General features: G+C 63.6%; 30 protein-coding genes. 13 read left to right on the top strand and 17 right to left on the bottom strand.

Features of this window, described 5'->3' with window-relative positions; genetic code table 11:
* Nucleotides 1-103 precede the first annotated feature (103 nt).
* Nucleotides 104-502 carry a DUF7793 family protein gene (locus tag J2Y68_RS10095; RefSeq protein WP_309992854.1) on the top strand — a complete coding sequence of 133 codons (399 nt, stop codon included), beginning with the start codon at nt 104-106 and terminating at the stop codon, nt 500-502.
* A 56-nt stretch (nt 503-558) separates the two neighbouring features.
* Here the strand turns inward: J2Y68_RS10095 and J2Y68_RS10090 are convergent, their stop codons facing one another.
* The 13 genes from J2Y68_RS10090 to J2Y68_RS10030 form a co-directional block, all read right to left on the bottom strand.
* Nucleotides 559-1,563: a hydroxyacid dehydrogenase gene (locus tag J2Y68_RS10090; RefSeq protein ID WP_309992853.1), complete on the bottom strand. Its 1,005-nt coding sequence runs from the start codon at nt 1,561-1,563 to the stop codon at nt 559-561.
* On the bottom strand, nt 1,560-2,471 hold the full coding sequence (locus J2Y68_RS10085; RefSeq protein WP_309992851.1) for a carbohydrate ABC transporter permease: 912 nt from the start codon (nt 2,469-2,471) through the stop codon (nt 1,560-1,562). The genes J2Y68_RS10090 and J2Y68_RS10085 overlap by 4 nt, the downstream gene beginning before the upstream one ends.
* Complete coding sequence (locus tag J2Y68_RS10080) at nt 2,468-3,415, bottom strand: carbohydrate ABC transporter permease (protein ID WP_309992850.1); 948 nt, start codon at nt 3,413-3,415, stop codon at nt 2,468-2,470. The genes J2Y68_RS10085 and J2Y68_RS10080 overlap by 4 nt, the downstream gene beginning before the upstream one ends.
* Nucleotides 3,416-3,474: 59 nt before the next feature.
* The gene (locus tag J2Y68_RS10075; RefSeq protein ID WP_309992849.1) at nt 3,475-4,788 is read right to left on the bottom strand and encodes a sugar ABC transporter substrate-binding protein; all 1,314 of its coding nucleotides are present in this window, start codon (nt 4,786-4,788) and stop codon (nt 3,475-3,477) included.
* A 137-nt stretch (nt 4,789-4,925) separates the two neighbouring features.
* On the bottom strand, nt 4,926-6,023 hold the full coding sequence (locus tag J2Y68_RS10070) for a substrate-binding domain-containing protein (protein WP_309992847.1): 1,098 nt from the start codon (nt 6,021-6,023) through the stop codon (nt 4,926-4,928).
* A gap of 83 nt (nt 6,024-6,106) precedes the next feature.
* Nucleotides 6,107-6,457 carry a hypothetical protein gene (locus J2Y68_RS10065; RefSeq protein WP_309992846.1) on the bottom strand — a complete coding sequence of 117 codons (351 nt, stop codon included), beginning with the start codon at nt 6,455-6,457 and terminating at the stop codon, nt 6,107-6,109.
* Nucleotides 6,454-7,068 carry an Asp23/Gls24 family envelope stress response protein gene (locus J2Y68_RS10060; protein ID WP_309992845.1) on the bottom strand — a complete coding sequence of 205 codons (615 nt, stop codon included), beginning with the start codon at nt 7,066-7,068 and terminating at the stop codon, nt 6,454-6,456. Before J2Y68_RS10060 ends, J2Y68_RS10065 begins: the two co-directional genes overlap by 4 nt.
* Nucleotides 7,059-7,643, bottom strand: a complete 585-nt coding sequence (locus J2Y68_RS10055) for an RNA polymerase sigma factor (RefSeq protein ID WP_309992843.1) — start codon at nt 7,641-7,643, stop codon at nt 7,059-7,061. Before J2Y68_RS10055 ends, J2Y68_RS10060 begins: the two co-directional genes overlap by 10 nt.
* A 47-nt stretch (nt 7,644-7,690) precedes the next feature.
* Nucleotides 7,691-8,296 carry a hypothetical protein gene (locus J2Y68_RS10050; RefSeq protein WP_309992840.1) on the bottom strand — a complete coding sequence of 202 codons (606 nt, stop codon included), beginning with the start codon at nt 8,294-8,296 and terminating at the stop codon, nt 7,691-7,693.
* Nucleotides 8,293-8,874, bottom strand: coding sequence for an Asp23/Gls24 family envelope stress response protein (locus J2Y68_RS10045; RefSeq protein ID WP_309992838.1), 582 nt, complete (start codon nt 8,872-8,874; stop codon nt 8,293-8,295). The genes J2Y68_RS10050 and J2Y68_RS10045 overlap by 4 nt, the downstream gene beginning before the upstream one ends.
* A complete protein-coding gene (locus tag J2Y68_RS10040; protein WP_309992835.1) occupies nt 8,871-9,248 on the bottom strand; it encodes a hypothetical protein in 378 nt (125 codons plus the stop codon). Before J2Y68_RS10040 ends, J2Y68_RS10045 begins: the two co-directional genes overlap by 4 nt.
* Nucleotides 9,245-9,436, bottom strand: coding sequence for a DUF2273 domain-containing protein (locus J2Y68_RS10035; RefSeq protein WP_309992833.1), 192 nt, complete (start codon nt 9,434-9,436; stop codon nt 9,245-9,247). The genes J2Y68_RS10040 and J2Y68_RS10035 overlap by 4 nt, the downstream gene beginning before the upstream one ends.
* Entirely contained in the window at nt 9,433-9,909 is a 477-nt protein-coding gene (locus J2Y68_RS10030) for an Asp23/Gls24 family envelope stress response protein (RefSeq protein ID WP_309992830.1), read from the bottom strand. Before J2Y68_RS10030 ends, J2Y68_RS10035 begins: the two co-directional genes overlap by 4 nt.
* 190 nt (nt 9,910-10,099) lie before the next feature.
* On the opposite strand from J2Y68_RS10030, the gene J2Y68_RS10025 reads away from it, so the two are divergent.
* From J2Y68_RS10025 to J2Y68_RS10015, 3 genes are all read left to right on the top strand, one after another.
* Nucleotides 10,100-10,378 (top strand): hypothetical protein, encoded by a 279-nt coding sequence (locus J2Y68_RS10025; RefSeq protein ID WP_309992828.1) that lies wholly within the window; start codon nt 10,100-10,102, stop codon nt 10,376-10,378.
* Nucleotides 10,379-10,525: 147 nt separating this feature from the next.
* Nucleotides 10,526-10,729 (top strand): hypothetical protein, encoded by a 204-nt coding sequence (locus J2Y68_RS10020; protein WP_211711779.1) that lies wholly within the window; start codon nt 10,526-10,528, stop codon nt 10,727-10,729.
* 134 nt (nt 10,730-10,863) lie between these two features.
* On the top strand, nt 10,864-11,667 hold the full coding sequence (locus J2Y68_RS10015) for a DUF1206 domain-containing protein (protein WP_309992825.1): 804 nt from the start codon (nt 10,864-10,866) through the stop codon (nt 11,665-11,667).
* A gap of 186 nt (nt 11,668-11,853) precedes the next feature.
* Here the strand turns inward: J2Y68_RS10015 and J2Y68_RS10010 are convergent, their stop codons facing one another.
* Together J2Y68_RS10010 and J2Y68_RS10005 are read right to left on the bottom strand one after the other, a co-directional pair.
* Nucleotides 11,854-12,114, bottom strand: a complete 261-nt coding sequence (locus J2Y68_RS10010; RefSeq protein WP_211710777.1) for a hypothetical protein — start codon at nt 12,112-12,114, stop codon at nt 11,854-11,856.
* On the bottom strand, nt 12,107-12,376 hold the full coding sequence (locus tag J2Y68_RS10005) for a GlsB/YeaQ/YmgE family stress response membrane protein (protein WP_309992821.1): 270 nt from the start codon (nt 12,374-12,376) through the stop codon (nt 12,107-12,109). Before J2Y68_RS10005 ends, J2Y68_RS10010 begins: the two co-directional genes overlap by 8 nt.
* Before the next feature lie 574 nt (nt 12,377-12,950).
* On the opposite strand from J2Y68_RS10005, the gene J2Y68_RS10000 reads away from it, so the two are divergent.
* Nucleotides 12,951-13,373: a hypothetical protein gene (locus J2Y68_RS10000; RefSeq protein WP_309992818.1), complete on the top strand. Its 423-nt coding sequence runs from the start codon at nt 12,951-12,953 to the stop codon at nt 13,371-13,373.
* On the opposite strand, the gene J2Y68_RS09995 is transcribed toward J2Y68_RS10000, so the two are convergent.
* Entirely contained in the window at nt 13,370-14,074 is a 705-nt protein-coding gene (locus J2Y68_RS09995) for an alpha/beta fold hydrolase (protein ID WP_309992815.1), read from the bottom strand. The genes J2Y68_RS10000 and J2Y68_RS09995 overlap by 4 nt on opposite strands.
* Nucleotides 14,075-14,252: 178 nt before the next feature.
* Between J2Y68_RS09995 and J2Y68_RS09990 the strand changes: the two genes are divergently transcribed.
* The 8 genes from J2Y68_RS09990 to J2Y68_RS09955 all read left to right on the top strand — a co-directional run bounded on the left by J2Y68_RS09990 (nt 14,253) and on the right by J2Y68_RS09955 (nt 23,776).
* Nucleotides 14,253-15,776 carry a fumarylacetoacetate hydrolase family protein gene (locus J2Y68_RS09990; RefSeq protein WP_309992812.1) on the top strand — a complete coding sequence of 508 codons (1,524 nt, stop codon included), beginning with the start codon at nt 14,253-14,255 and terminating at the stop codon, nt 15,774-15,776.
* The gene (locus tag J2Y68_RS09985; protein WP_309992810.1) at nt 15,769-16,422 is read left to right on the top strand and encodes a GntR family transcriptional regulator; all 654 of its coding nucleotides are present in this window, start codon (nt 15,769-15,771) and stop codon (nt 16,420-16,422) included. The genes J2Y68_RS09990 and J2Y68_RS09985 overlap by 8 nt, the downstream gene beginning before the upstream one ends.
* Nucleotides 16,423-16,507: 85 nt before the next feature.
* Nucleotides 16,508-18,019, top strand: a complete 1,512-nt coding sequence (gene hpaE, locus J2Y68_RS09980; RefSeq protein ID WP_309992808.1) for a 5-carboxymethyl-2-hydroxymuconate semialdehyde dehydrogenase — start codon at nt 16,508-16,510, stop codon at nt 18,017-18,019.
* 28 nt (nt 18,020-18,047) lie between these two features.
* Nucleotides 18,048-19,142 carry a 3,4-dihydroxyphenylacetate 2,3-dioxygenase gene (gene hpaD / locus J2Y68_RS09975; RefSeq protein WP_309992807.1) on the top strand — a complete coding sequence of 365 codons (1,095 nt, stop codon included), beginning with the start codon at nt 18,048-18,050 and terminating at the stop codon, nt 19,140-19,142.
* Nucleotides 19,143-19,145: 3 nt separating this feature from the next.
* A complete protein-coding gene (gene hpaH, locus J2Y68_RS09970; RefSeq protein WP_018779811.1) occupies nt 19,146-19,931 on the top strand; it encodes a 2-oxo-hept-4-ene-1,7-dioate hydratase in 786 nt (261 codons plus the stop codon).
* Nucleotides 19,916-20,719 carry an HpcH/HpaI aldolase/citrate lyase family protein gene (locus J2Y68_RS09965; protein ID WP_309992805.1) on the top strand — a complete coding sequence of 268 codons (804 nt, stop codon included), beginning with the start codon at nt 19,916-19,918 and terminating at the stop codon, nt 20,717-20,719. The genes hpaH and J2Y68_RS09965 overlap by 16 nt, the downstream gene beginning before the upstream one ends.
* A 70-nt stretch (nt 20,720-20,789) precedes the next feature.
* Nucleotides 20,790-22,283 (top strand): NAD-dependent succinate-semialdehyde dehydrogenase, encoded by a 1,494-nt coding sequence (locus J2Y68_RS09960; RefSeq protein WP_309992803.1) that lies wholly within the window; start codon nt 20,790-20,792, stop codon nt 22,281-22,283.
* Nucleotides 22,284-22,345: 62 nt separating this feature from the next.
* Nucleotides 22,346-23,776 (top strand): MFS transporter, encoded by a 1,431-nt coding sequence (locus J2Y68_RS09955; RefSeq protein WP_309992800.1) that lies wholly within the window; start codon nt 22,346-22,348, stop codon nt 23,774-23,776.
* A 1-nt stretch (nt 23,777) separates the two neighbouring features.
* Here J2Y68_RS09955 and J2Y68_RS09950 read toward each other — a convergent pair whose 3' ends face one another.
* On the bottom strand, nt 23,778-24,134 hold the full coding sequence (locus J2Y68_RS09950) for a nuclear transport factor 2 family protein (RefSeq protein ID WP_309992798.1): 357 nt from the start codon (nt 24,132-24,134) through the stop codon (nt 23,778-23,780).
* Between the last annotated feature and the right edge of the window lie 20 nt (nt 24,135-24,154).

The following is a 24,154-nucleotide window of genomic DNA, read 5'->3' as shown; positions in this document are numbered from 1 at the left end:
CTGAAAGATCACTCTTTAGGATGAGTCTCTGTATTCGCCCACTGGTGCAGGGTGGAGGCAGCGCCTGGCAAGCGGGTAGTTCTGCAGGGATGGAGGAATTTTTATGGCTCAGGCCGAACCTGACGATTTCGTTATCCAGTTCGAGCCGGACAATGTCATGTCGTTGGCTTGGAAGCCCGGTGTGCGCATTGAGGCCGGTAACGCCCGCGCAGCCGTGGACGCGGTTAACGATTTCGCGGCGGGCAGCCGGTACCCGCTGCTGGTGAAGATGGCCAACGCCGACCACCTCAGCCGTGCCGCACGCGACGTTTTCGTGGAACCCTGCGCCGCTTCCAGGATTGCGCTGCTCGGAAGCAACCCAGTGGACCGCATGCTCGCCGACTATCAAATCGCCGCCCATGACCCGCCCTGCCCAACCCGGTTCTTTGTCTCCGAAGACGAGGCGATGATGTGGCTCAAGAATCCCAGCGACGCTGACCAGAAGGGCGATACGGTCCAATAAACGCACGACGGCGGGAGGTCCCCGTCGTGCGTTGCATCAGTCCGCTGTGCGGTCACCTACGCCGTGAAGGCGAGGTCCTCAACCCTGACCCTGAACCGTAGTGATTCGCCGCGTGCCAGCCGCAGTGCCTCGTCCACGGCGCTCGCCGCCATCCGCTCAAGCTCGTTGCCCAGGGAGCCCGCCACATGCGGGGTGAGCAGCACATTCGGATGGGTGTAGAACGGGGAATCGGAGGGCAGCACCCAGGGCGTCGTGACGTCCAGGATTGCGTACAGGTCGCCCTGTTCCACCCTGGCGAGCAGCGCGTCCTGATCCACCAGTTCGCCGCGCGACGTGTTGATGAACGTGGCACCGGGCCGCATCCGCCGCACCAGCGCGGCGTCCATGAGGTTCCTCGTGGAGGGCAACGACGGCGCGTGGAGGCTGACGACGTCGCTCTCCGCCACTAGCTCGTCCAAACTGACGAGCTGCACGCCGAGGGCCGCAGCCTCCGTCGCGTCCAGGTAGGGGTCCGAGACGACGACGTCCAGATCGTAGGGGGCGAGCAAGCGGATGACGTGCCGGCCGATCTTCGATGCTCCAATGATCCCTACTTTTTTGCGGTAATTGCCCATGTCCGGGAAGAGCTGCTCGGCGAGAACGTCCGTCCGCGTGGAGTGCAGGGTCCGGGCAATCTGGAGGACCCGTTTGTTGGCAAGGACGATCATGGCCACGGTGTACTCGGCCACGGGGATGGCGTTGGCATCGGCGGCCGAGCTGACCTGGACACCACGTTCCCAGCAGGCGTCGCCAATGTGGTGCTTCACGCTCCCCGCCGCATGCAGGACATAACGCAAACGCGGCGCCGCTTCCAGGACAGCTTCGTCAATGATGGGGCAGCCCCAGCCGGTGATGAGGATGTCGGCCTTCGCCAGCAAGGAACGGCCCGCCGGTGTATGGAAGTCCTGGATGGGATCGCGGCTAAGCAGGTTCAGGGAAGGTTCCAAGGGGTCCAGGCTTCGCGGCGGAAACACGGCCTGTGCTGTGTGTACCGGCATGGCCAAGGCAACGTTCAAACTCATTTGACGCTCCCCGCGGTCAGGCCCGACTTCCAGAACCGCTGCAGCATGATGAACGCCAACAGCAAGGGGATGATGGAAAGCAGCGAGCCGGTAATGACCATGGGGGTGAACTCGGGCTGCGGTACGGCGTATCCCTGCCAGATGGAGATACCAACGCTGACGGGAAGCAGTTGCTGGTCCTGGAGCATCACCAGGGGAAGCATGAAGTTGTTCCACACCCCCACGAATTGGAACAGGGCGATGGTGACGTAGCCGGGCATCATCATGGGCAAGCCCAGGGAAAAGAAGGACCGGATGGGTCCCGCACCGTCCACCCGGGCGGCTTCGAGGGTTTCGGCGGGGACGTACGCGGCGGAGTAGACCCTGGCCAGGTACACGCCGAAGGGATTGCACAACACCGGGATGAGGATCGCCCAGACGGTATTGGTGATCCCGAAGACGGAGGCCAGCAGATACATGGGCAGGACGGTCGCGGTGTTGGGAATCAGAACCCCCACCAGGACGATGCCAAAAAATGAGTTCCGGCCGCGGAACTGGAATTTGTCGAAAGCATAACCGGCCATGACGGAGATGAGCCCGCCGAAGACCGCGCCGAAGGCCGCATAGAACATGGAGTTCGCCATCCACCGGAGGAACACTCCGCCGTCCTGGTTCAGCACCGCCCCCACATTGTCGAAGAACGCCGGCTGGCCGAACGCATAGGCGGCGGTGCCGTAGAGATCTGCCGTGTTCTTGGTGGAGGCGAAGAGCAGCCACACGACGGGAAGGACCATATAGGCGCAGCCCAGGACCAGAAGCGCATTAACGGTGAACGAACTGGCAAAACCGCCGCTGCGGGCAGATCGCCGTCGTTTCCGCGGAGCGGCCGGGGCGGAAATTTCCCGGCGCGACAACGTTGAGGTGCTCATGCTTTGTCCGTCCTTGAGCTGAAGCGGGTGACGGCCCAGGACAGCACGGCGGCCATGAGCGCGATGATGATGGAAGCGGCAGCGGCCTGGTTGAGGTTATGCCTGTTGAACGCGGCGTCGTAGGCCCACATGTTGGGTACCCACGTGCTGGTGACCGACGCCGTGGCCTTGGAGATAATCGAAGGCTCCGTGAACAACTGGAGCGTTCCGATCACCGTGAACAGCATGATGACGCTCAGGGCCGGGAGGATCAACGGCAACTTGATACTCAGGGCAGTCCGTATTTCACCGGCCCCGTCAACCCTGGCTGCCTCCAGGATCTCCCGCGGCACGGCCTGCAACGCCGTGAAGAGCACAATCACGTTGTAGCCGGTCCATTCCCACACCGCGATGTTCACGATGGAGGGCAGGATCATCTGGTTGTCCAGGAAGTTCACGGCAATCCCACCCGATTCCAGGACGGAGACGATCGGGCTGACACCGGGCGTGTAGAGGTACGCCCAGATCAGGGCAGCGATGACCCCGGGTACAGCATGCGGGAGGAAGACGAGGAGCTGGAAGAGTTTCCTTGCCCGCGCCACAGCGGCATCCAGCAGGAGCGCGAAAGCGAGCGCTCCGCCCACCATGCACGGGATGTAGAGCGCGCAGTACATGGCGAGGCGGGCGATTCCGCCCACAAAGCTCTCCGACTGGAGGACCTGCAGGTAGTTTTCCAGGCCCACGAACGAGGTCTTGGCCTCGCCGAAGCCCAGGCCGGATTTCTGCTGGGCGAAGAAGCTCAGCACCACCGCGTAAATGACGGGGGCCACCATCGCGAGGGCAAATACTGCGAAGAAGGGGGTGAGGAACAGTGCTGCGGTCCGTCCTCCCGTTCCGGACATGGCGCGTTGTTTGCGGGATTGCAGGCGATCGACGCCTCGGACGGTGGGTACTTGGGTGACCATGGTTAATCTCCTCGCCGGCGGGTGGGTCCAGGACTCCCGGACCCACCCGCCTCGCGGGCCTACTCCTTGACGGAGAGGCCGTTCTGCTTGAGTCCGTCAACTGTCGCCTTCTGCGCGGTGTCCACTGCAGCCAGGACTTTGCCGCCGGTGGTCAACGTCCCGTAAGCGTCCTTGAGGGCCGTGTTGGTGATGTCCCAGTTGGGACCCCACTGCCAGCCGGGCGTGATGGTGGAGTAAGCCTTGTCGAAGACTTCGTAGATGTCGTTGCCGAAGTAGCTGGCATCGAAGGCGCTTTGTGCGATGGGAGTGAGCCCAGGCGAGGCGAGGAAGGCCGAGCCGGTGTTGCCGCGGGCCTTGATGGCCTCCGGGCTGGTGGTCAGGAACTCGATGAACTTCGCTGCCGCCGCGGGATTCTTGCTGCTCTTGGTGACATTGAAGCTGGATCCACCGTAAAAGGCGTCCGACGGCGACCCCCAGTTGGGCACCTCCGCTGCGATCCACTGCCCCTTCTGCCCGCTGGCTTCGGTACGCTTCTGGATGCCGGTGGCGCTCCAGTTGGCGCCGAGAACACCCACGACGGCGCCACTGGCCAGGTCCGCGGACCACTCGTCGCTGAAGGACTGCTGGACTTTGACGATCTTCTGGTCGATCAGCTTCTGCCAGTAGTCCGCTACCTTCCGGGTGGCCTGGTCGTTGATTCCGACCTTCCAGCTGTCCCCTTCGGTGCCGAACCACTTCGCCCCGGCCTGCCAGGAGAGGGCGGCGGTCAGGGCAGCTTCGTTGGGATTGAAGCTGGCCAGGTGGGCCTCGGGAGCCACGGCCTTGATTTTTTGGCCGGCTGCTTCGAACTCTTCCCAGGTCTTTGGGACCCCAACGCCTGCCTTCTCCAGCATGTCCTTGCGGTACCACATGATCATGGGGGCGGCGTCGTAGGGGAGCGCGTAGGTCTTTTCACCGAACTGCACCAGGGCTTTGGTCTCATCCGTGAGCTTGTCCAGTGTTCCGGCCTTATCGATCAAACCGTCCAGGGGCAGCAGCTGGCCGTTGCTGACGAACTGCGGCAGCTGCGGGTATTCGATGGTGGCAACATCGGGGCCGTTCCCGGCAGTGATGGCGGTGGACAGTTTTGCGTAACCGCCGCTGGCGCCGTTGGGTACGGTCTCGAACGTGACCTTGATCTTGTCCTGGCTGGCGTTGAAGGCAGCAGCCACCTTGTCCATGCCAGCCAGGGAGGACCAGAACGTAACGGTGCCGGTGGGGTCCCCCGTGGGTGCTGGCGCGGATGTGGAGGCCGGGGAACTGCCGCAACCGGCGATGAGGGCAGCACTGGCCATGAGGCTGACCGTTCCGAGCAGAAGCTGGCGACGCTTCATTCTGTTCTCCTTTGAAGTTCACGATGCGAAGTTGTGAAGTGCTCCAAGGCACTTTCGAACTACACACCATCAAATCCACAAAAGTGAACAATTCCTACAAAGTGAACAGAAGTAAACAACGCCAAGGAAGCAGGAGCTCACACCTGCGTCGAGTCCCGGACCACCAGCGCCGGCGAAAGATTGACCCGCTGCAGCGCGGACGTGGCTCCACGACCGGCTCCGATACGGTTCAAGCACATCACCAAGGCCTGGTGGCCGACGTCGTATTTGGGCGGAGCCACGGCAGTCAGCGGTACTGCCCCCAACGCCGCAATCTCGTCGTCGTACGCGATGATTGCGAAGTCCTCCGGGATCCGGGTTCCCCTTTCCTGGCAGGCGCTGGCGAACTGGAGGGCGTCCTCGTCGGTGTGGACGATTGCCGCCGTGACCTGCGACCGGGCACACCAGGACAGGATCCCGTCCACCATGACCCGGTGCGCTTGCGGATCGTTTTGCGCGCGCGGCATGTTGCGCACCAGGGAATCGTCACGGGAATGGCCTGCCCGCTGCAAGGCCAAGTGGAAGCCATCGATGAGCTGCGGGGCCGTGGGGCTGTCCTCGCGGAGGCAGATGGCGATGCGGTGGTGGCCCAGTCCCAGGAGGTGGTTCACTGCGATTTCCGAGCCGCGGACATGGTCACTGCGGACCGATTCCAGGCGGCCGTGGTCCAGGGCATCGTCGATGGACCGCTCAACCACCACCACGGGAACCTCGGCTTCCGCGAGCAGCCCCAGCGTTTCCGTGCCCGCGAGCGACTGCCCGCTTGGCGTGACAAGGATGCCGTCCACGCCGTGCTCGTAGAGCCGCTTCAGCTGCCGGCGTTCTTCGGGGCCCGAGTAGTTTGATACTCCCAGTACCAGCCGGACCCCCACTTCCTGAGCGGCCGCTTCCGCGCCTCGGATCACGCCCGGGAAGTAGTACGACGCCGACGGCACAATCATGCCTATCGTCGCCAGCGGGCGCCTGCCGCCGGGACGCCAAGTGGTGGACCTCGAGGTGCCGGGGCCGGATTGTCCTCCGCTGGAGATCGCACCCCCGTGGACCCGTTCCAGCAGTCCCCGCTCGGCGAGGACCGCCAGGTCCCGCCTGATGGTCATCCCGGAAGTACCGATCTTGGCGGCGAATTCCCCGGCGTTAAGGGACCCGTGGAGGGCGAGTTCCTTCAGGATGAGCTGTTGACGATCCTCGGACAGCATGCAGGACTCCGCCTATCACGTTCATTTGTGTTCAGTTTGTTCATTATGAACCAGAACACCTCACCTGCGGGAGCGGCGGCACCCTAACCGCCCACTTTCACCACGTAAACCTCGACGACGGCGGCGCGGGGGAGGAGGTGCGTCCGGATAGCTTGGGCTACTTCGCGGGCCACGGCTGGGGCCGGATGGGGAGTGTTTACACCTATCCGTGCTTTGACGGCCAGAGTCTCTGCCGTATCCGTCAGGCTGATCGGCGCAAGGTCTTCTCCTGTCACCGCGGACAACGCGGCGCCGGCTATGGACTGCCACAGGGGCTGTGCCGGGTAGACCGCGCTGACACCCGGAAGGGATTGGACCACGTCCAGTAGTTCCACAGCCAGGCCGGTGGGAGGGGTGGACGCAGATGACTCCGCGGCTTCCAGGGGCTCGGTCATGGCTGCTCCTCCATGGTGGATGGGGTGGTTGGGGTTGCCAGCGCTTCCAGTACATCCGTAACGGTGATGTTGATGGCTTCGATGGCGAGTTCTGTGTGGGTGGCCAAGGTCTGGGCAAGTTCCTGCCGCAACTGACCGGCGCGCTCCTCCATGGAGTGTCCGTAGACAACCGCTATCTCTACCTCCACGGTGATCCCGGCGCCAGGAGTGGTGACGTCGCCGTGCAGTCGGCACTTGCCGGCAGCTGTGCCTGGTAGGGCGTCAACGACGGAACGGATGAGTGCCGAGATGGATCCCTCGGTTTCCCACAGGGTGTCGTCCGGATGGTCAGACTGCAGGGGGATGCTACGACCTGGCCTCAATTCCAGCTGAAGGTTGTCAAGTATTGACTGCATCCAGTCGTCATTGCCGGAACCTGCATCGGCCACGTCCGACCTGAGGAGGTCTTTGCCCAAAGCCGAGAGGTTGCGCAGGGATGCCAGGCCTGCCTGGCATTCGGGGCATGAATCCATGTGGGCAGGGTCGGCAATCTGCCCCGTATCCAGGTAGGCACTCAATTCCGCCAGGCTATGCCCGCAGTCGAGGGTGTCGCGGGGTGTGTTCATCGCCATTCCTCCATCCTGCGCGCGAGGGTGACCCGGGCCCGGGCCAGACGTCCCCGGACGCTGTCCGCGCTGATGTTCAACGTCAGCGCGATCTCCTCGTAGCTCTGGTCATTGAATTCCTTGAGCACCCAACACCGCCGCTGCTCCTCGGGAAGACCCGCTAGTGCGGCTTTCAGGGCCTCCACTCGTGAGCTGCTGAGGGCATTATTTTCGGGGTCTTCCGGCCGCGGCCGCGCGTGGTGGTCCACTAGGTTCTCCGCATCATCGAGGTCCGCGTGGTTGCGGCGTTTGCGCAGGTAATCGATGCTCCGGCTGCCAACGATCCTGAGCAACCAGCCCTTGACCGCTGCAGGGTCGCGCAGGTTGTCCAGTTGCTTCCAGGCCTGCACCAGTGTTTCCTGGACGACGTCGTCGGCGTCTGCCAACGAGCCGGTCAATCGTCGTGCCGTGGCCCGCATCAACGGCCCGTGCCTCCTGGCGAGCGCTTCGAAGGCGGCGGTGTCGCCGTCGGCGGCCCGGCCTGCCAGCAGGGCGTCGGGCACGAGGTCCAGTTGATGCTGCGCTGCGGGTGAACCAGTCACGTTCCTGCCTTCCCTATCCACGGTGGTCTGCGCGGAAGCCCCTCGGCTTACTTTGCGCGCTGGGAACCGGACGTCCGGGTCCGGGCACCGCTGGTGATTCGTACCAGTACAGGCAAGGGATGGCCCAGCCACGAATCGATCTGCCTGACCAGCTGTTCAGCGGTATCGGCAAGCTCCCGCGGCGAGCTTCCGTGACGGGCTTCCATACGGAGCCGCAACGCTGTTCCACGCCGCGATTCCCACGCAGAGACCGACGTGGCCAGGACGTTCCGGTTCCCACTAAGCGCCTCCTGCACTGCCGCGGAAATGAGGCCCACGTCCACCACGGTCCGGCCGTCGGCTCCCTCGGATTTCTCAGCCAGGCGCGGCGTCCGGCCCCCGCCTTGGGAGGCCAGCCATGCGGTGCTGAGTCCAGCGCCGAGCAGGAGGACGACGATTCCGGCTATCAGCCACCAGGTCCGGGCCGGCTCCGGCAGGGGTGCGGTGCTGGCCAAATTCCGGATCTGGTCCGTGAGGTTCGCGCCGATGCCGGCCCACGCGTCGGCAACTCCCGGCAGGGTTCCGGCCGCGATGAGTGCGGCTCCGGCCCCCACCAGGATGATGCCGAGGATGGCCAGCAGCATGCGGTTAAGCGCCCGATTGGTCCGTCTCATTGTCCTACCGCTCCTTCGTTCGCAACCCGGATGTTCGTCGTGACCTGACGGTCGAGCGCGTAGGCGGCCAGTTCGCCGTCGAGCGCTGTTTTGATGGACGCAAGGTCCAAGGGAACGCCCGACGTCGGACGCACCTGGACGCGTACGGACCGTCCGCCGACGGTGGTGGTCACCTGCCCCGGTGAGAGGCCTGCTGCGATCCGGGACTTGCTGGACACAGCGGCGGCGATCACGTCGTCGTCCACCACAGTGGCGGTGCGGTCGCTGGCCAAGGCGCGCCGGGCCCGGCGCCCCTTGCCCACGGCCAGGCCCACCAGCAGGATCCCCAGGATCCCCAGCCCGACCCCGGCTGCGGTCAATCCTGCCGGGACGGTGGCACCGGGAAGCGCGACCAGCCATTGACGGATGTGGGCGGGGCTGGCCAGCAGGGGCTGATCGTTGAGCAGCCACAGTACGCCTTCCACAGCCAACCAAAGGAAAACGAGGAGCAGGATGCTTGCCGCCACGATCGACGGCACGGCCCGCGACGAGTGGGTTTCGCGTCGGATCATCCGGCGGAGGGTTCGATCCTGGGTCATTCCACTCTCCTTTCCTTGGATTGCCGGGGCTTGGCTCCCATGAGCCTGATGTCCACGCGGCCAAGTTCCAACCCGGTCAGCTCCAGCCCCCGGGCCACCAGTTCGGTGCGCACGGCGTGGGCTTGGTCGAAGATGGTGCCGCCCGTTTCTTTCCGCGGTGCCAGCAGTGGGGGAAGAGCCATCTTCACTGTGAGGTTGACGCCCAGCTTTCCGGCATCGTCCTCCAGCTCAGCCCGCACCTGGTGAGCGTCCACCCGAAAAGCACGGGCCGTGATTGCTTCTACGGTCTTTTGGAGCGCGGCCCGGGCGATGCGGGTGTGGCCTGCCCTGGCCGCAGCTGTCCCGGCTGGCTGGATCCCTGTTTCCCCGCTCATGTGGAGGAGCGCTTGCCCCGCAAGGCATCCAGTACCCCACGCAGGTCAAGCTTTCCCTCGGCGGAGCGGCCCAACACCGCCCCTATCGCCATGAACAGGGCTGTCACCAGCAAGCCCCAGAACCCGAAGGCCAGCGAAACAACAGCCAGGACCGCGCCTATGGCCAAACCGGTGATGGTGGGGCTCATGCGACCCTCGGCTCACGCCCGGCATCATCGGCGTCCGCATCCTCGGACGGGACGTGGATGTCCGTGATCGTGATGTTTACTTCGGTTACTTCCATGCCCACCAGGTCCTCGATTGCCGTGTAAACGGCGTTGCGGGCGTTGTCAGCCACTTCCTGGAGCGGGTGGGGGTACTCAACAACCAGGGTGACGTCTACTGCTACTTGGGTTTGTCCAACCTCAACGCTGACACCTTGCGTGAGGTCCTTCTGGCCGACCTTTTCGCGGAGGCTTCCGATGGCCCTGGCTGCGCCGCCGCCGAGGGCGTGGACGCCGGGGATTTCCTGGATGGCAATACCGGCGATCTTGGCTACAACGCCGTCGGCGACTGTGGTGGCTCCGCGCCCATCCTTGCCCTTATCCAGCACCGGCGCCTGGGTGGCTGCTGCGGTGTTCTTGGCCGGTACGTCTGCGGGGGTGTGCGTCTGGACAGTCATTGCATTCACTCCTATGCGTTGGTGCGGCGCCCTTTGCGCCGTCATGAATAAGACGTTCCGGTGTGATGAATCCTCACGCCTCATAATGTGTGACGTGCATCACTAGCGACTTCCGGTGATTGATTCATGTAGTTAGATTGCCATATAACTAGCTAATCAAGTTACATTTCCCCATGGAGGAAGGCGCGCTATGACTGTGGCACTGAGGGCGGAAACGACTGACCGAGCTCTTCCTGGGCCTGCGAACGAGGGTGCTCCCGCCCTGTCCGCGCCATCGCGGCGCACGATGTTGCTGGACGATGTCTGGGCAGCCTCGGCCCGGGTTGAAAGCCTGCAGTGGGAAATGGACGGTGCTGAGGACACCCTGTTGCGCGCCATGAGAAGTGCCGCTGAGGCGGGAGCGCAACTCCCCGATCTCGCGATCGCTTCGGGGCTGGGCTTCGCCGATATCGAGCGTTTATTGGCATAGCAGCCGCCGTTCAGGCGGGTTCGGTCAGTCCCCGGAATTCTTGAGCCAATCTTGAGATGACCCGGCGTGGTTCTTGAGCGCCCAGTCCGATGGTTGAAACATCAGCCAATCAAAGCTGATGGGAACTTCCAGGAAGGACCACCGAAAATGCCTGACCAGATCACCGCCATATCTGTCAGTACCGGCCCTGCGCTCGTCACGTCCGATCCCCTTGCCGGCACCGCTGACGCTGCCCGTCACACAGGAGAGGTCCCGGGCCAGGCCCGTGCAGTGGTGAGTGTCCGTGAGCAGTTCAACCCCCTTGGCGTGGGCCTGAGGAGTATCTGGCCTCAGTCGGTCGTCGGGTTCTAAGGCCCGCAAACGAGTTGTGGCGGGCAGGCACCCAAGGTGCCTGTCCGCCGTCGTTAAAGCGGTGGCCTGGACAACGATCGAATGGCACGATGGAGTGCAGGCAATAGCTAAGGAGGCTTGTCATCAAAGAGGAGATGAAGAAGGCAGCTGACGCGGCCGAGGATGCCTCAAACTCACGTGCCTTCGAAATCGTTGCCAGGGCCGGATTTGCCGTCAGTGGGCTGCTGCATTTGCTCATCGGTGCCATCGCCCTGCAACTGGCATTCGGGCGTACCGGTGAAGCCGACGTCTCCGGGGCCGTCTCATCCCTGGCCAGCCAACCTGCCGGACCGTTCCTGCTCTGGGCATGCTTCGCCGCCTGTGCAGCGTTGGCACTCTGGCAGTTGGGAAACGCCGTCCTGGGGTACCGCAGGAAGTCGGACAATAAGCTCACCAAGCGGCTCTCAGCAGCTGGCCAGGCCTTGGTATTCGCCGCACTCGCCGCCACGATTGTTTCCTTCGTCATGGGCAAGGGCCAGAACAGCCGGGAATCCACCAGCGATTGGACCCTGACACTCCTGAAAGCTCCTTTCGGGGTTTTCCTGCTGGTTGCCGTTGGCGCCGGAATCGCCATCACAGGCATCGTTTTCGCGGTCCGTGGATTCCGGCAAACGTTCACCCGGGACCTGTCGCTGTCCTCCACCCAGGCCGTCCGCAAGTTCCAAACCGGTGTTGGCGTGGTGGGCTACATAGCTAAGGGCATAGCGCTTTTCCTGGTGGGGCTCCTGGTGGTCATCGCCGCGCTGCGGGCCCAGCCCGAGCAATCCACGGGGCTGGACGGGAGCCTGAAGGCCCTTAAGGAGCAGCCATACGGACCATACCTTCTGGCCGCAGTGGCCGTTGGCCTCATCGCTTATGGACTCTTCCTTATGGTGAAGTCCAAGACCTTGCGGACTTAGCCCCAAAGGTTTAGGCAGGGTGTGCCCGGGTACACAGCAGACCGGTCACTGGCGGAAAGGGGCTCTGACCCGCCAGGTCCCAGCGAGTCACGGCCCCTTCTGGAGCCCGATACGCAAGGACGCCGTAAACGCAAGAACCCGGAGGCTGCAAACGCAGTCCTCCGGGTTCTTCACTGTGTCCAGTTGTTACGGTCGGCTGGAGCCCGAGGCTTCGTCGTCCGGCTCGGATGAGAACGGACGATCCTTCGGGGTCTCCTCCGTGTTGCGCTCATCAAGCTCGGCGTCAGCTGACGGGACCGTCTTCTCGGCGTAGTCACCTTCGGTGTAGTCCCCGCCGGCGTCGTCCTTCAGGGTTTCCGGTGAAGCACCGGCATCGCCGTAGTCACCCTCAACGTACTGGCCGTCCAGTTCCTCGCCGTTGGCGTCCCGATTCTGGTTGTTAGCCATGGTGGGTCCTGCGGTTGGTGACGAGGCCCCAAATCAGCAGGACGATGATGGATCCGCCGATGGCCAGCAGCCATGTGGTCAAGGAGAAGAATTCCTGCAGGCCGGTGCCGAAGATGAGGCCGCCGATCCAACCACCCAGCAGAGCGCCCACGACGCCCAGCAGGAGGGTTACCAGCCAGCCGCCACCCTGGCGGCCGGGAAGAATAAGTTTAGCGATAGCGCCGGCCAAAAGACCGAGCAGTAGAAAACCAAAGAAACCCATTTTTGTTCCTTCTTTCTTGTTGATGGAAATTCCATGAACATTATGAAGAGGTTCAGTTCATCGGGTGCCTGTTCCAGTGTTCAGGCACCATAATGGGGCCCCTGAAGGCCCTTTTCAATGCGGGGAGTGGAACGGTTACGAAACCCCGATGAATTTGTTAACGACGGCCAATAAAGCACTCCTGCCGATTGGGTCGGTCTTGCTGCTACACCAGTAACGCTAGCTGCTACCGGGGCAAGTAGCAAGTAACCTGTCTATTTGTCATCGCGTGGCGCCAGCCCTCGGCCCTCTGCCGGAAGCTCCCTGTCACCGGTCGAGTCGCCCGTCTTTCCTTCAGTTTGCCCGCTGCTTCTTCGGTGCTGTTTTTAATCCTGTCGCCCAGTCCCATGGTTTTCAGTCCTCGGGCGTGATGCGGTTACCGTGAGCGGTTTCCCGCTGCTTGGCATAAGAGATTAGTTGTTTCTTCCAATTCAGCAAATGTTCACTAACCGAGTACATGAAGAATGCGTGCGTGACAGCGGGTGGGCTGCCGGACTAGTGTCGAAGGATAAACACCTCGGAAGGAGTGATTGCTGTGAAAGGTAAGGCATTGTTCGCCGTTGGCGTGGCTGTCGGCTACGTGTGGGGATCCAAGTCCTGGCCGGAGGTGTACCGCCGGCTTCGCGGGGGTACCGAGAAGGTGCTGAACAACCCCGAAGTCCAGCAAAATGTTCACCAGGCTACTGAGGCCGTCCAAGAGTCCGTGCCGGACATCCTGGACAACCTCTACGACGCCGGAAAGAAATTGCTCGAGAAGGCCGAGACCCTTCTCCCGGGGATCAACGCCCCAAAGTCGGGCCAGGATTCCAGCTCCAAGCCCACTGTTGCGACGGTGCCCACGGTTAAGTCGGACGTCATTTCGGATCCCGCGTTGGATGACACTACGGGCAGCGACTGGACGGACGAGGGCGGCGCCGCACCGGAGGGACCGGCAACGAATACGCGACCCCGCCCCTAAGTGGTTCCTTCCACGGACGACAGGATTGCATCGGCCAGCTCCCTGGGCCTGGTGAACTGTGGCCAGTGCCCTGTGGGCAGGTCGATGTAGTCCACGTTCCGGATCCTTGCGAGCTCCGCCGTGAACGGGTGCCCGGCCTCCATCCACTCCCGGAGGAGCGAGGAGGGAAACTCGCAGGCGATGATCGTGGCCGGGACGTCATAGCGGCGCACGTCCTTGAGATGTTGCTGATCGAAAGCAACACCCTTCGGCTGGGGAATCGCGCGGGCACGGAAGGCCTCGCGCAGCTCGCCGGTGAGGTCAACGAGGTCTTCGTCTTCGAACGCCTCCCACGGCGGCAGCGGGATCTCGTCGCCGTCCTCGGGCAGTTCGTCATTGATGACCCCGCCCTCACCCAGCGGCCCGCTGTCCACGTAGACGGCGCGTGCCACTCGGTCCGGGCGGGCATCCGCGGCGCCATGAATGATTGCCCCACCGCCTGAGTGCCCCACCAGGACGACCTTGCCTTCGAGGGTGTCCAACGTGGTGACGACGGCGTCGATATGTGTTTGCAGGCCTATTTCCGCACGGCTGGCGTCAACGGACTCCAGCCCGGGCAGCGTGAGCGGATGAACCGTGTGCCCCGCTGCTACCAGCGGCGGCGTCACTTCCTCCCAGGATGACGCGTCCAACCAGAAGCCGGGTACCAGGATGATGTCCATGCCGGTACCCTACGTGAGCTCACCGACAGGATGTAAGGGGCCGTTCCCTTCCACTCGCCCGTAGCTGCATATGCCAACTCGGCTGGTCCCCGACAAGGGGTTGACGTGCTGTGAATCACGGGCCATAGTTATCGTATACGATTTCGTACTTGATAACGCTCAGTGAAGAGGAGGCACCGTGACGCTGGAGTTCCGGACCCAGGAAGTCGACCAGGACATGCTGGCGCGGACGCGCAAAGTCATTGCCGTCCACATCAACTACCCCAGCCGCGCAGCCCAGCGGGGACGCACTCCGCAGCAGCCCTCCTACTTCCTGAAACCCTCATCGTCCTTGGCGCTTGGCACAGCCGGCGCCCCCGGCACTGTCGAACGGCCGGCGGGTTGCGAGCTGCTCGGTTACGAGGGCGAGATCGCCCTAATCATCGGCAAGTCCGCCCGCCGGGTAGGGCTGGAGGATGCCTGGAGCCACGTCGAGTGGGTTACCGCGTCCAACGACCTCGGCGTCTACGACCTCCGCTACGCGGACAAGGGCTCCAACGTCCGGTCCAAGGGCGGCGACGGCTTCACCCCCGTCGGTCCCGCGCTGATTCCGGCCGACGCCGTTGACCCCGCTGCACTGCGGATCCGGACCTGGCACAACAACGACCTCGTCCAGGACGACACCACCGAGGACCTGCTCTTCCCGTTTGCGCAGCTCGTCGCGGACCTCTCCCAGCTGCTCACCCTCGAAGAAGGCGACATCATCCTCACCGGCACCCCCGCCGGCGCGTCGGTCGCCCAGCCGGGAGACGTCGTCGAGATTGAAGTCACCGGCGGTGACTTCAGGAGCGGACGCCTGGTTACAAAGGTGACGGAAGGCACGACGCCGTTCGCGGACTTTGGTGCCCTGCCCAAGTCCGATGACACCCAGCGCGAAGAGGCGTACGGCTCCCGGGAGGCTGCGGGACTGGCCCCCGCCGCGGCTGATGCCGGCACCGGGAATGTCCTGACGCCGGAGTTGAAGGCCAAGCTCGAGTCCGTCGCGACAGCCACTTTGTCCTCGCAGCTGCGCAAGCGCGGCCTTAACAACGTGAGTATCGACGGCCTGCAGGCCACGCGCCCGGACCGCAAAGTCGTGGGCCTCGCGCGAACGCTGCGCTACGTGCCCAACCGGGAGGATCTCTTCAAGACCCACGGCGGCGGGTTCAATGCCCAGAAACGCGCTATCGATTCCGTCAACGAAGGCGAAATCCTGGTCATGGAAGCCCGGGGAGAGAAGGGGACTGGCACTGTTGGGGACATCCTCGCACTGCGGGCCCAGGTCCGCGGTGCCGCGGCGATCATTACCGACGGCGGCGTCCGCGACTACTCCGCCGTGGCCGATCTGGAGATGCCCACATACTTCGCTAACCCGCACCCTGCAGTGCTGGGCCGCCGCCACATTCCCTGGGATACGGACATCACCATCGCCTGTGGCGGCGCAACTGTCCAGCCCGGCGACATCATCGTGGCCGACTCCGATGGGATCCTGGTCATCCCGCCAGCCATCGCGGGGGAGCTCGCGGACGACTGCATCCAGCAGGAAAAGGAAGAGACGTTCATTTTCCAGATGGTCCAGGAAGGCAACAGCGTTGATGGGCTCTACCCCATGAACAAGGAATGGCAGGCGCGCTACGCCGACTGGTCCGCCAAGCAAAGCCCGGAAGGAGCATCCGGTGACTGAAACCGCCGTCGGAAGTAAATCCCAGCAGGCCTATGACGCCGTCAAGGCCAGGATCGTTGAGGGCACCTACACTCCGGGTTACCGGCTGGTGCTCGCGAAGATCGCCGAGGACCTGGGCTTCAGCGTGGTTCCGGTGCGCGAAGCGATTCGCCGCCTGGAGGCCGAAGGGCTGGTGAAGTTCGAACGGAACGTCGGCGCGACGGTGTCCGGGATCGACCCCACCGAGTACCTGTACACGATGCAAACCCTGAGCATCGTGGAAGGTGCTGCCACAGCGTTGTCGGCGCCGCTGATTGATTCCGTCGCGATCGCCAGGGCGCGTGCAGTGAACGAGGAGATGCGCGAGTGCCTGGAGCACTTCGACCCTGTCCGCTTCACTACGCTGAACCAGGATTTCCACAGCATCCTGTTCGAACACTGCCCCAACCCGCACATCCTTGACCTCGTCCACCGGGGCTGGAACCGGCTGGCGTCCCTTCGCTCTTCCACGTTCCGCTTCGTCCCCGGCCGCGCCCAGGAATCCGTGCGTGAACATGAGGCGCTGCTGCAGCTCATCGAGTCCGCAGCCGACGCCGACACCATCGAAAAAGCAGCCCGCCAACACCGCGCCGCCACCCTCGAGGCATACCTCTCCACCACCACTTAAAAGCAACGCGGGGTCACTTATGGCCCATAAACCCACCTCGAATGGGCCATAAGTGACCCCGCGTTGGAAGAAAAGGAAGACAACGATGACGACCTCAGTAGAAACCACCAAGCACTACATCCCCGAGAACCTGCCCACGCACATCCAGCACTTCATCAACGGCGAATTCGTTGACTCCCTCTCCGGGAAGACTTTCGACGTTCTGGATCCGGTATCCAACGGCAACTACGCCACGGCCGCGGCTGGCCAGAAGGAAGACATCGACCTCGCCGTCGCCGCCGCCCGCGAAGCGTTCGTGAACGGTCCGTGGCCGAAGATGAAGCCGCGCGAACGTGCCCGCGTGCTGAACAAGATCGCCGACGCCGTCGAAGCCCAGGAAGCCCGGCTAGCGGAGCTGGAGACATTCGATACCGGCCTGCCGATCACCCAGGCCAAGGGCCAGGCTTTGCGAGCTGCCGAGAACTTCCGCTTCTTCGCCGACCTGATCGTGGCCCAGTTCGACGACGCCATGAAGGTCCCGGGTTCCCAGATCAATTACGTAAACCGCAAGCCGATCGGCGTCGCTGGCCTGATCACCCCGTGGAACACCCCGTTCATGCTGGAGTCCTGGAAGCTCGCCCCGGCGTTGGCCACCGGCAACACCGTGGTCCTCAAGCCGGCCGAGTTTACGCCGCTCTCCGCGTCGCTGTGGGCTCAGATTTTCAAGGATGCCGGCTTGCCCGACGGCGTGTTCAACTTGGTCAACGGCCTTGGCGAAGAAGCCGGCGACGCGCTCGTGAAGCACCCGGACGTACCGCTGATTTCCTTCACCGGCGAGACCACCACAGGCCAGACCATCTTCCGGAACGCCGCAGCCAACCTGAAGGGCCTGTCCATGGAGCTCGGCGGCAAGTCCCCGTGCGTCGTGTTCGCCGACGCCGACCTGGACGCGGCGATTGATTCGGCCCTGTTCGGGGTGTTCTCCCTCAACGGCGAACGCTGCACCGCCGGCTCACGCATCCTGGTTGAACGCGCCATCTACGACGAATTCTGCGAGAAGTACGCCGCCCGCGCCAAGAACATCGTGGTGGGCGATCCGCACGATCCCAAGACCCAGGTGGGCGCGCTCGTCCACCCTGAGCACTATGACAAGGTGGCATCGTACGTGGAGATCGGCAAGTCCGAGGGCAAGCTCCTTGCCGGCGGCGGCCGTCCTGCCCACCTGCCCGAAGGCAACTACATCGCACCCACGGTGTTTGCCGACGTCGCGCCTGATGCGCGAATCTTCCAGGAGGAAATCTTCGGTCCTGTCGTGGCCATCACGCCCTTCGAGAACGACGACGAAGCCCTCGCCTTGGCGAACAACACCAAGTACGGCCTGGCGGCCTACATCTGGACCCAGAACCTGACGCGGGCCCACAACTTCTCCCAGAACGTCGAAGCCGGCATGGTGTGGCTCAACAGCCACAACGTCCGCGACCTTCGCACCCCGTTCGGCGGCGTCAAAGCCTCCGGCCTGGGTCATGAGGGCGGCTACCGCTCCATCGACTTCTACACCGACCAGCAGGCCGTGCACATCACGCTCGGCGCTGTTCACACACCCAAGTTCGGCGCTTAATACCCCCTTTCAACGAAGAGAGACCATCATGAGCAACCCCTTCACCGGCCCCATCCCCACTCCCACAGTTCCGGCTCCGGACATCGTCCGCTGTGCCTACCTGGAACTCGTGGTCACGGACCTTGAGAAGTCCCGCGCGTTCTACGTGGACCTCCTCGGCCTGCACGTCACCGAAGAGGACGAGAACACCATCTACCTGCGCTCCTTCGAGGAGTTCATCCACCACAACCTGGTCCTCCGCAAGGGCCCCGTTGCCGCAGCCGCTGCCTTCGCCTACCGCGTGAAGTCGCCTGCCGAAGTCGATGCCGCCGAGGCCTACTACCGCGAGCTGGGCTGCCGCGTGGAGCGCCGCAAGGAAGGCTTCACCAAGGGCGTCGGCGACTCCGTCCGCGTGGAGGACCCGCTTGGCTTCCCCTACGAGTTCTTCTACGACGTGGAGCACGTCGAACGCCTCACCCAGCGCTACGACCTCTACTCCGCCGGTGAACTGGTTCGCCTGGACCACTTCAACCAGGTCACCCCGGACGTTCCCCGCGGCCGCAAGTACCTCGAAGACCTCGGCTTCCGTGTCTCCGAGGACATCAAGGATTCCGACGGCGTCACGTACGCGGCGTGGATGCACCGCAAGCAGACCGTGCACGACACCGCACTGACCGGCGGCAACGGCCCGCGCCTGCACCACATCGCGTTCTCCACCCACGAGAAGCACAACATCATCCAGATCTGCGACAAGATGGGCGCCCTGCGCATCAGCGACCGGATCGAACGCGGCCCCGGACGCCACGGCGTGTCCAACGCCTTCTACCTCTACATCCTGGACCCGGACGGCCACCGCGTGGAGATCTACACCCAGGACTACTACACCGGCGACCCGGACAACCCCACCGTCACCTGGGACGTCCACGACAACCAGCGCCGCGACTGGTGGGGCAACCCCGTGGTCCCTTCCTGGTACACCGAGGCCTCCTTGGTCCTAGACCTCGACGGCAACCCACAGCCCATCATCGAACGCGAAGACAAGTCCGAAATGGCCGTCACCGTGGGCGCCGACGGCTTCTCCTACACCCGCCCCGAAGGCGCTTCAGCTGCGGCGGAGGGCTTCAAGCTGGGAGCGCAGGTCTAAACCATGCTGGACGCGAAGACGATCGAAGCCATTGCCGACGAGCTCCTCGAAGCCGGCCGGAACCGCAAACCGGTGCCGCGCCTCACCGCCCGCTACCCCGACATGACGGTGGAGGATTCCTACGCCGTTCAGCAGTTGTGGATGCGGCGGAACGAGGAAGCCGGACGCACGTTGGTGGGGCGGAAGATCGGCCTCACGTCCAAAGCCATGCAGGCCGCCACGGGCATCACCGAACCGGACTACGGTGCCATTTTCGATGACATGGTCCTCGAAACCGGGTGCTCCGTGGAGTGGGACAAGTACACCCATCCCCGGGTGGAGGTGGAGCTGGCCTTCGTGTTGAAGTCGGGCCTCAAGGGGCCCGGCTGCACCATTTTCGACGTCCTCAACGCCACCGACTACGTGGTTCCGGCCCTCGAAATCCTGGACTCCAGGATCGAGATGGAGGGCCGGACCATCGTGGACACCATCTCTGACAACGCCGCCATGGGTGCGATGGTGGTGGGCGGACGGCCGGTGCGTCCCGACGCCGTCGACCTCCGCTGGGTGTCCGCGATCCTGTACAAAAACCAGACCGTGGAAGAGACCGGGGTCGCTGCTGGAGTGCTGGACCACCCGGCAAACGGCGTGCACTGGCTGGCCAACAAGATTGCCGCGCACGGTGATTCGATGAAGGCCGGAGATATCATCCTGGCGGGCTCGTTTACCAGGCCTTTGTGGGTGTACAAAGGGGATACCGTTCATGCGGACTACGGACCGTTGGGAGTTGTGACATGTCACTTCAGCTGAGCCCTACCTTCTATTCGGCCCTCTCCGAGGCCGGTCGTCCGTTGGCCGGTATGTGGGTCTGTTCCGGTAGTCCGCTGGTTGCAGAAATCTGCGCCGGGTCCGGACTGGATTGGGTGCTGATCGACGCCGAGCACAGTCCCAACGGCCTCGAGTCGATCCTGGCCCAGCTCCACGCCGTGAGCGGATACCCAGTGCAGGCCATGGTCCGGCCACCGGTCAACGACACAGTGGTCATCAAGCAATACCTGGACCTTGGGGTGCAGAACCTGCTCATTCCCATGGTGAACTCGGCGTTCGAGGCCGCGTCCGCCGTCGCCGCTGTCCGCTATCCGCCGCATGGTGTCCGCGGCGTTGGCTCGGCACTCGCCCGGGCTTCGCGTTGGAACCGTGTCCCCGACTATCTGGCATCCGCGTCGGAGTCCATCAGCCTGACGGTCCAAATCGAATCCGAGGCTGCGGCGTCGGCTGTGGAGGAGATCCTGGCCGTCGACGGCGTAGACGGAATCTTCCTGGGTCCCTCGGATCTTGCAGCTTCCATGGGCCTGCTGGGACAGCAGGAAAACCCCTTGGTGAGGGCCGTCGTCGAACATTGCCTGGAAGCCGCGAAGGCGGCTGGGAAACCGGCCGGCGTGAACGCCTTCAACGAGGCCACCGCACGGGCCTACCTCGACGCCGGTGCCTCCTTTGTGCTGGTCGGGGCCGATGTGGCCGTGCTGGCCCGCGCTTCTGAGGGCTTCGCGTCCACGTTCATTCCCGTTTCCAAAACGGCGGAGCGCGAAAGCTACTGACTTTCACCCCTCTTCTCGCGGCTACAACCCACTAAGTGGGTCCTGTCCGCGCATTTCCTAGGAGACACCCATGTCTGTTTCACCTGTTGATTTGTCGTCCCATGAAGCGTCTTTGCTGGCGTCCGTTCCCACTGGTTTGCTGATCGGCGGACAATGGCGGGACGCGTCCGACGGCGGGACGTTTGACGTCCACGATCCTTCCAACGGTGAGGTGCTGGCCACGCTGGCATCCGCCACGAGCGCCGATGCGGTGGCGGCCCTCGACGCCGCCGACGCCGCCCAGGCTTCCTGGGCTCGAACCGCACCGCGCGAGCGCGCCGAGATCCTGCGACGGGCCTTCGACCTGGTCATTGAACGCGCTGATGACTTCGCACTGCTCATGACTTTGGAGATGGGCAAGCCCCTGGCGGAGGCTCGCGGTGAGGTCACCTACGGGGCGGAGTTCCTGCGTTGGTTCTCCGAGGAAGCTGTCCGTGACTACGGCCGTTACCTGACCACGCCCGAAGGCAAAAACAAGATCCTGGTCCAGCACAAACCCGTGGGCCCGTGCTTGCTCATCACTCCGTGGAACTTCCCGCTTGCCATGGCGACCCGCAAGGTAGCGCCCGCCGTCGCGGCCGGCTGCACCATGGTCCTCAAACCAGCCAAGCTCACACCGTTGACTGCCCAGTACTTCGCCCAGACCATGCTGGACGCCGGCCTGCCGCCGGGGGTGTTGAACGTTGTTTCCTCCTCGTCCGCTTCGGGGATTTCCGGTCCGCTGCTCGCCGACCCGCGCCTGCGGAAAGTCTCTTTCACCGGGTCCACCCCAGTGGGCAGGCGACTCATGGCCGACGCCGCGCAAAACGTGCTCCGTACCTCCATGGAACTTGGCGGGAACGCCCCGTTCATCGTGTTCGAGGACGCGGACCTGGACAAGGCCGTCGAAGGAGCCATGGCCGCGAAAATGCGGAACATGGGCGAGGCGTGCACCGCGGCGAACCGCTTCCTGGTCCACTCTTCTGTAGCTGCGGAGTTCACGGCCAAGTTCGCCGCCGCCATGGGCGCCCTGGTGACCGGCCGAGGCACCGAGGCCACCACCCAGGTCGGGCCGCTGATCGACAGCGGCGCCCGGGATGACGTACACGCTTTGGTGAGCGCCGCCGTCGACGCCGGGGCTACCGCCGTCACCGGCGGCAAACCAGTGGACGGCCCCGGCTACTTTTACCCACCCACCGTGCTGGCAGACGTACCCAATGATGCGGACATTCTTCGCCAGGAAATCTTCGGGCCCGTCGCGCCAGTGACCACCTTCGTGGATGAGGCAGACGCGATCCGCCTCGCGAACGCTTCCGAGTACGGTCTGGCGTCCTACCTTTACAGCAAGGATTTCAACCGCTTGCTCAGGGTGGCCGAACAGATCGAATTCGGCATGGTGGGCTTCAACGCAGGCGTCATCTCCAACGCCGCAGCGCCCTTCGGCGGTGTGAAGCAATCCGGACTCGGCCGCGAAGGCGGCTCCGAAGGCATCGCCGAATACAGCACCACCCAATACATCGGCATCGCCGACCCGTACGCAGCCTGACCATCCCATCAATGCACCTATCGCGGATACAAGGCTGTTTCCGCGGGAAATGAGTCACACTCATGAGCGCATCACCATCTGCACTGCCTGGCTCGGAGCAGCGCCACTCGGCGCGAAACAACCGGCGCGTAGCGTTTGCCACGATCGTTGGAACCACCGTGGAGTGGTACGACTTCTTCATCTACGCCAACGCTGCGGGCCTGATCTTTGCCAAGCTGTTCTTCGAACCTGCGGGCGCCGACATTGCCCTGCTGATTTCGTTCGCGTCCGTAGGCTTGAGCTTCCTTTTCCGGCCGCTCGGTGCGTTCCTTGCCGGGCACTTCGGGGACAAGCTCGGACGCCGGGCCATGCTGGTGCTGACCCTCGTGCTGATGGGCACCGCCACCACGCTGATTGGTGTCCTGCCCACCTACGAGACGGCCGGTCTGGTAGCACCCATCATGCTGCTGCTCCTGCGCATCCTGCAGGGCATCTCCGCAGGCGGCGAATGGGGAGGTGCCGTTCTGATGGCTGTGGAACATGCACCCCGCAACAAACGCGGTCTCTTCGGCTCGTTCCCCCAACTGGGTGTGCCCTTGGGCATGCTCCTCGCCTCCGGTGTCCTCACCCTTATGTCCGGCGTGATCACGCCAGGCGCGGCATTCGAAGAGTGGGGCTGGCGGGTACCGTTCCTGCTCAGCTTCGTCCTGATCATTGTGGGCTTCATTGTGCGCCGGGGCGTGGATGAGAGCCCTGTCTTCGCCGAGATCGCTACACGCAAACAGCAGACCAAAGTCCCCATTGTGGAACTGTTCAAGAAGCACTGGCTGCTGGTCGTCCTTGCCGCACTGATCTTCGCGGGCAACAACGCGGCCGGCTACATGACCACTGGTGGGTACATCCTCAGCTACGCCACTGCTCCCAAGGGATTGGCGATGGACCGGACCCAGGTCCTCCTGGCCATCACAGCCTCCGCGGCACTGTGGTTCGTTTTCACGCTTGTGTCCGGGTACTTGGCGGACAGCATCGGCCGCAAGAAGACCTACCTCATCGGCTACGGCTGCCTGATCGTCACGTTCTTCCCGCTCTTCTGGCTGATCAACACCGGCAACATTTGGGCGATGGTGGCAGGACTGGCACTGTTCAGCCTGGGTCTCGGACTGACGTATGGACCGCAGGCTGCCCTGTACAGCGAGCTGTTCCCAGCGTCCATCCGATTCTCCGGCGTGGCCATCTCTTACGCACTGGGTTCGATCATTGGTGGAGCCTTCGCCCCGACCATCGCAACGGCTTTGGTTCAGGCCACCGGAACCACCATGAGCGTCTCGGCGTACCTGCTGATTGTCGCCGTGATCTCCACGGGTGCTGTGCTGCTGACGCGCGAACGCAAGGGGATCGACCTCGGGATCGATAACCAGGCCGAGCAGGAAGTGGGCGCCACCATTTTTGACCGCCGCACGACTTCTGGCACTGCCTCCACTGCCTCCACGGGCAAGGTCGACCAGGGCGTCTGAATCACTTCCGGGCCATGTACCACTCGGTGAATTCGCGGGCACGGCCGTCTTCGGCAAAGCGGATGACCCAAAGGTTGTCGTAAGTGGGGTCGCCGTTGAGGTACGTGGTCAGGCCCTGGACAAACGCCGTGTCCCCGTCCTGGCCCAGGAGAGTCCATTCGAACGTCCAGTCCTCTGGCTGATCGGCCGAATCGCCGGACCAGTGCTGAACGATCTCCTCATGCCCGTTCCACGGCTTTTCTGTGTTTGGCCGGTCGTAGTAGACGGCGTCCTCGGTGAACATGGCCCGGATGTCATCGGGTTCGTTCGAGGTCCACGCCTGCAGGTACAGGTCCATCCATGCGTTTACGTCGCTCATCCCACCGTTCTACCGTCTGC

The organism is Paenarthrobacter nitroguajacolicus, from assembly GCF_031455195.1.
Taxonomy (GTDB): domain Bacteria; phylum Actinomycetota; class Actinomycetes; order Actinomycetales; family Micrococcaceae; genus Arthrobacter; species Arthrobacter nitroguajacolicus_D.
This window is presented reverse-complemented; position numbering and strand designations above follow the sequence as displayed.

Coding starts and splice junctions, on each gene's coding strand:
- J2Y68_RS10095 (WP_309992854.1), top strand. CDS start 104: ATGGCTCAGGCCGAACCTGACGATTTCGTTATCCAGTTCGAGCCGGAC.
- J2Y68_RS10090 (WP_309992853.1), bottom strand. CDS start 1,563: ATGAGTTTGAACGTTGCCTTGGCCATGCCGGTACACACAGCACAGGCC.
- J2Y68_RS10085 (WP_309992851.1), bottom strand. CDS start 2,471: ATGAGCACCTCAACGTTGTCGCGCCGGGAAATTTCCGCCCCGGCCGCT.
- J2Y68_RS10080 (WP_309992850.1), bottom strand. CDS start 3,415: ATGGTCACCCAAGTACCCACCGTCCGAGGCGTCGATCGCCTGCAATCC.
- J2Y68_RS10075 (WP_309992849.1), bottom strand. CDS start 4,788: ATGAAGCGTCGCCAGCTTCTGCTCGGAACGGTCAGCCTCATGGCCAGT.
- J2Y68_RS10070 (WP_309992847.1), bottom strand. CDS start 6,023: ATGCTGTCCGAGGATCGTCAACAGCTCATCCTGAAGGAACTCGCCCTC.
- J2Y68_RS10065 (WP_309992846.1), bottom strand. CDS start 6,457: ATGACCGAGCCCCTGGAAGCCGCGGAGTCATCTGCGTCCACCCCTCCC.
- J2Y68_RS10060 (WP_309992845.1), bottom strand. CDS start 7,068: ATGGCGATGAACACACCCCGCGACACCCTCGACTGCGGGCATAGCCTG.
- J2Y68_RS10050 (WP_309992840.1), bottom strand. CDS start 8,296: ATGAGACGGACCAATCGGGCGCTTAACCGCATGCTGCTGGCCATCCTC.
- J2Y68_RS10045 (WP_309992838.1), bottom strand. CDS start 8,874: ATGACCCAGGATCGAACCCTCCGCCGGATGATCCGACGCGAAACCCAC.
- J2Y68_RS10040 (WP_309992835.1), bottom strand. CDS start 9,248: ATGAGCGGGGAAACAGGGATCCAGCCAGCCGGGACAGCTGCGGCCAGG.
- J2Y68_RS10035 (WP_309992833.1), bottom strand. CDS start 9,436: ATGAGCCCCACCATCACCGGTTTGGCCATAGGCGCGGTCCTGGCTGTT.
- J2Y68_RS10030 (WP_309992830.1), bottom strand. CDS start 9,909: ATGACTGTCCAGACGCACACCCCCGCAGACGTACCGGCCAAGAACACC.
- J2Y68_RS10025 (WP_309992828.1), top strand. CDS start 10,100: ATGACTGTGGCACTGAGGGCGGAAACGACTGACCGAGCTCTTCCTGGG.
- J2Y68_RS10020 (WP_211711779.1), top strand. CDS start 10,526: ATGCCTGACCAGATCACCGCCATATCTGTCAGTACCGGCCCTGCGCTC.
- J2Y68_RS10015 (WP_309992825.1), top strand. CDS start 10,864: ATGAAGAAGGCAGCTGACGCGGCCGAGGATGCCTCAAACTCACGTGCC.
- J2Y68_RS10010 (WP_211710777.1), bottom strand. CDS start 12,114: ATGGCTAACAACCAGAATCGGGACGCCAACGGCGAGGAACTGGACGGC.
- J2Y68_RS10005 (WP_309992821.1), bottom strand. CDS start 12,376: ATGGGTTTCTTTGGTTTTCTACTGCTCGGTCTTTTGGCCGGCGCTATC.
- J2Y68_RS09995 (WP_309992815.1), bottom strand. CDS start 14,074: ATGGACATCATCCTGGTACCCGGCTTCTGGTTGGACGCGTCATCCTGG.
- hpaE (WP_309992808.1), top strand. CDS start 16,508: ATGACGACCTCAGTAGAAACCACCAAGCACTACATCCCCGAGAACCTG.
- hpaD (WP_309992807.1), top strand. CDS start 18,048: ATGAGCAACCCCTTCACCGGCCCCATCCCCACTCCCACAGTTCCGGCT.
- hpaH (WP_018779811.1), top strand. CDS start 19,146: ATGCTGGACGCGAAGACGATCGAAGCCATTGCCGACGAGCTCCTCGAA.
- J2Y68_RS09965 (WP_309992805.1), top strand. CDS start 19,916: ATGTCACTTCAGCTGAGCCCTACCTTCTATTCGGCCCTCTCCGAGGCC.
- J2Y68_RS09960 (WP_309992803.1), top strand. CDS start 20,790: ATGTCTGTTTCACCTGTTGATTTGTCGTCCCATGAAGCGTCTTTGCTG.
- J2Y68_RS09955 (WP_309992800.1), top strand. CDS start 22,346: ATGAGCGCATCACCATCTGCACTGCCTGGCTCGGAGCAGCGCCACTCG.
- J2Y68_RS09950 (WP_309992798.1), bottom strand. CDS start 24,134: ATGAGCGACGTAAACGCATGGATGGACCTGTACCTGCAGGCGTGGACC.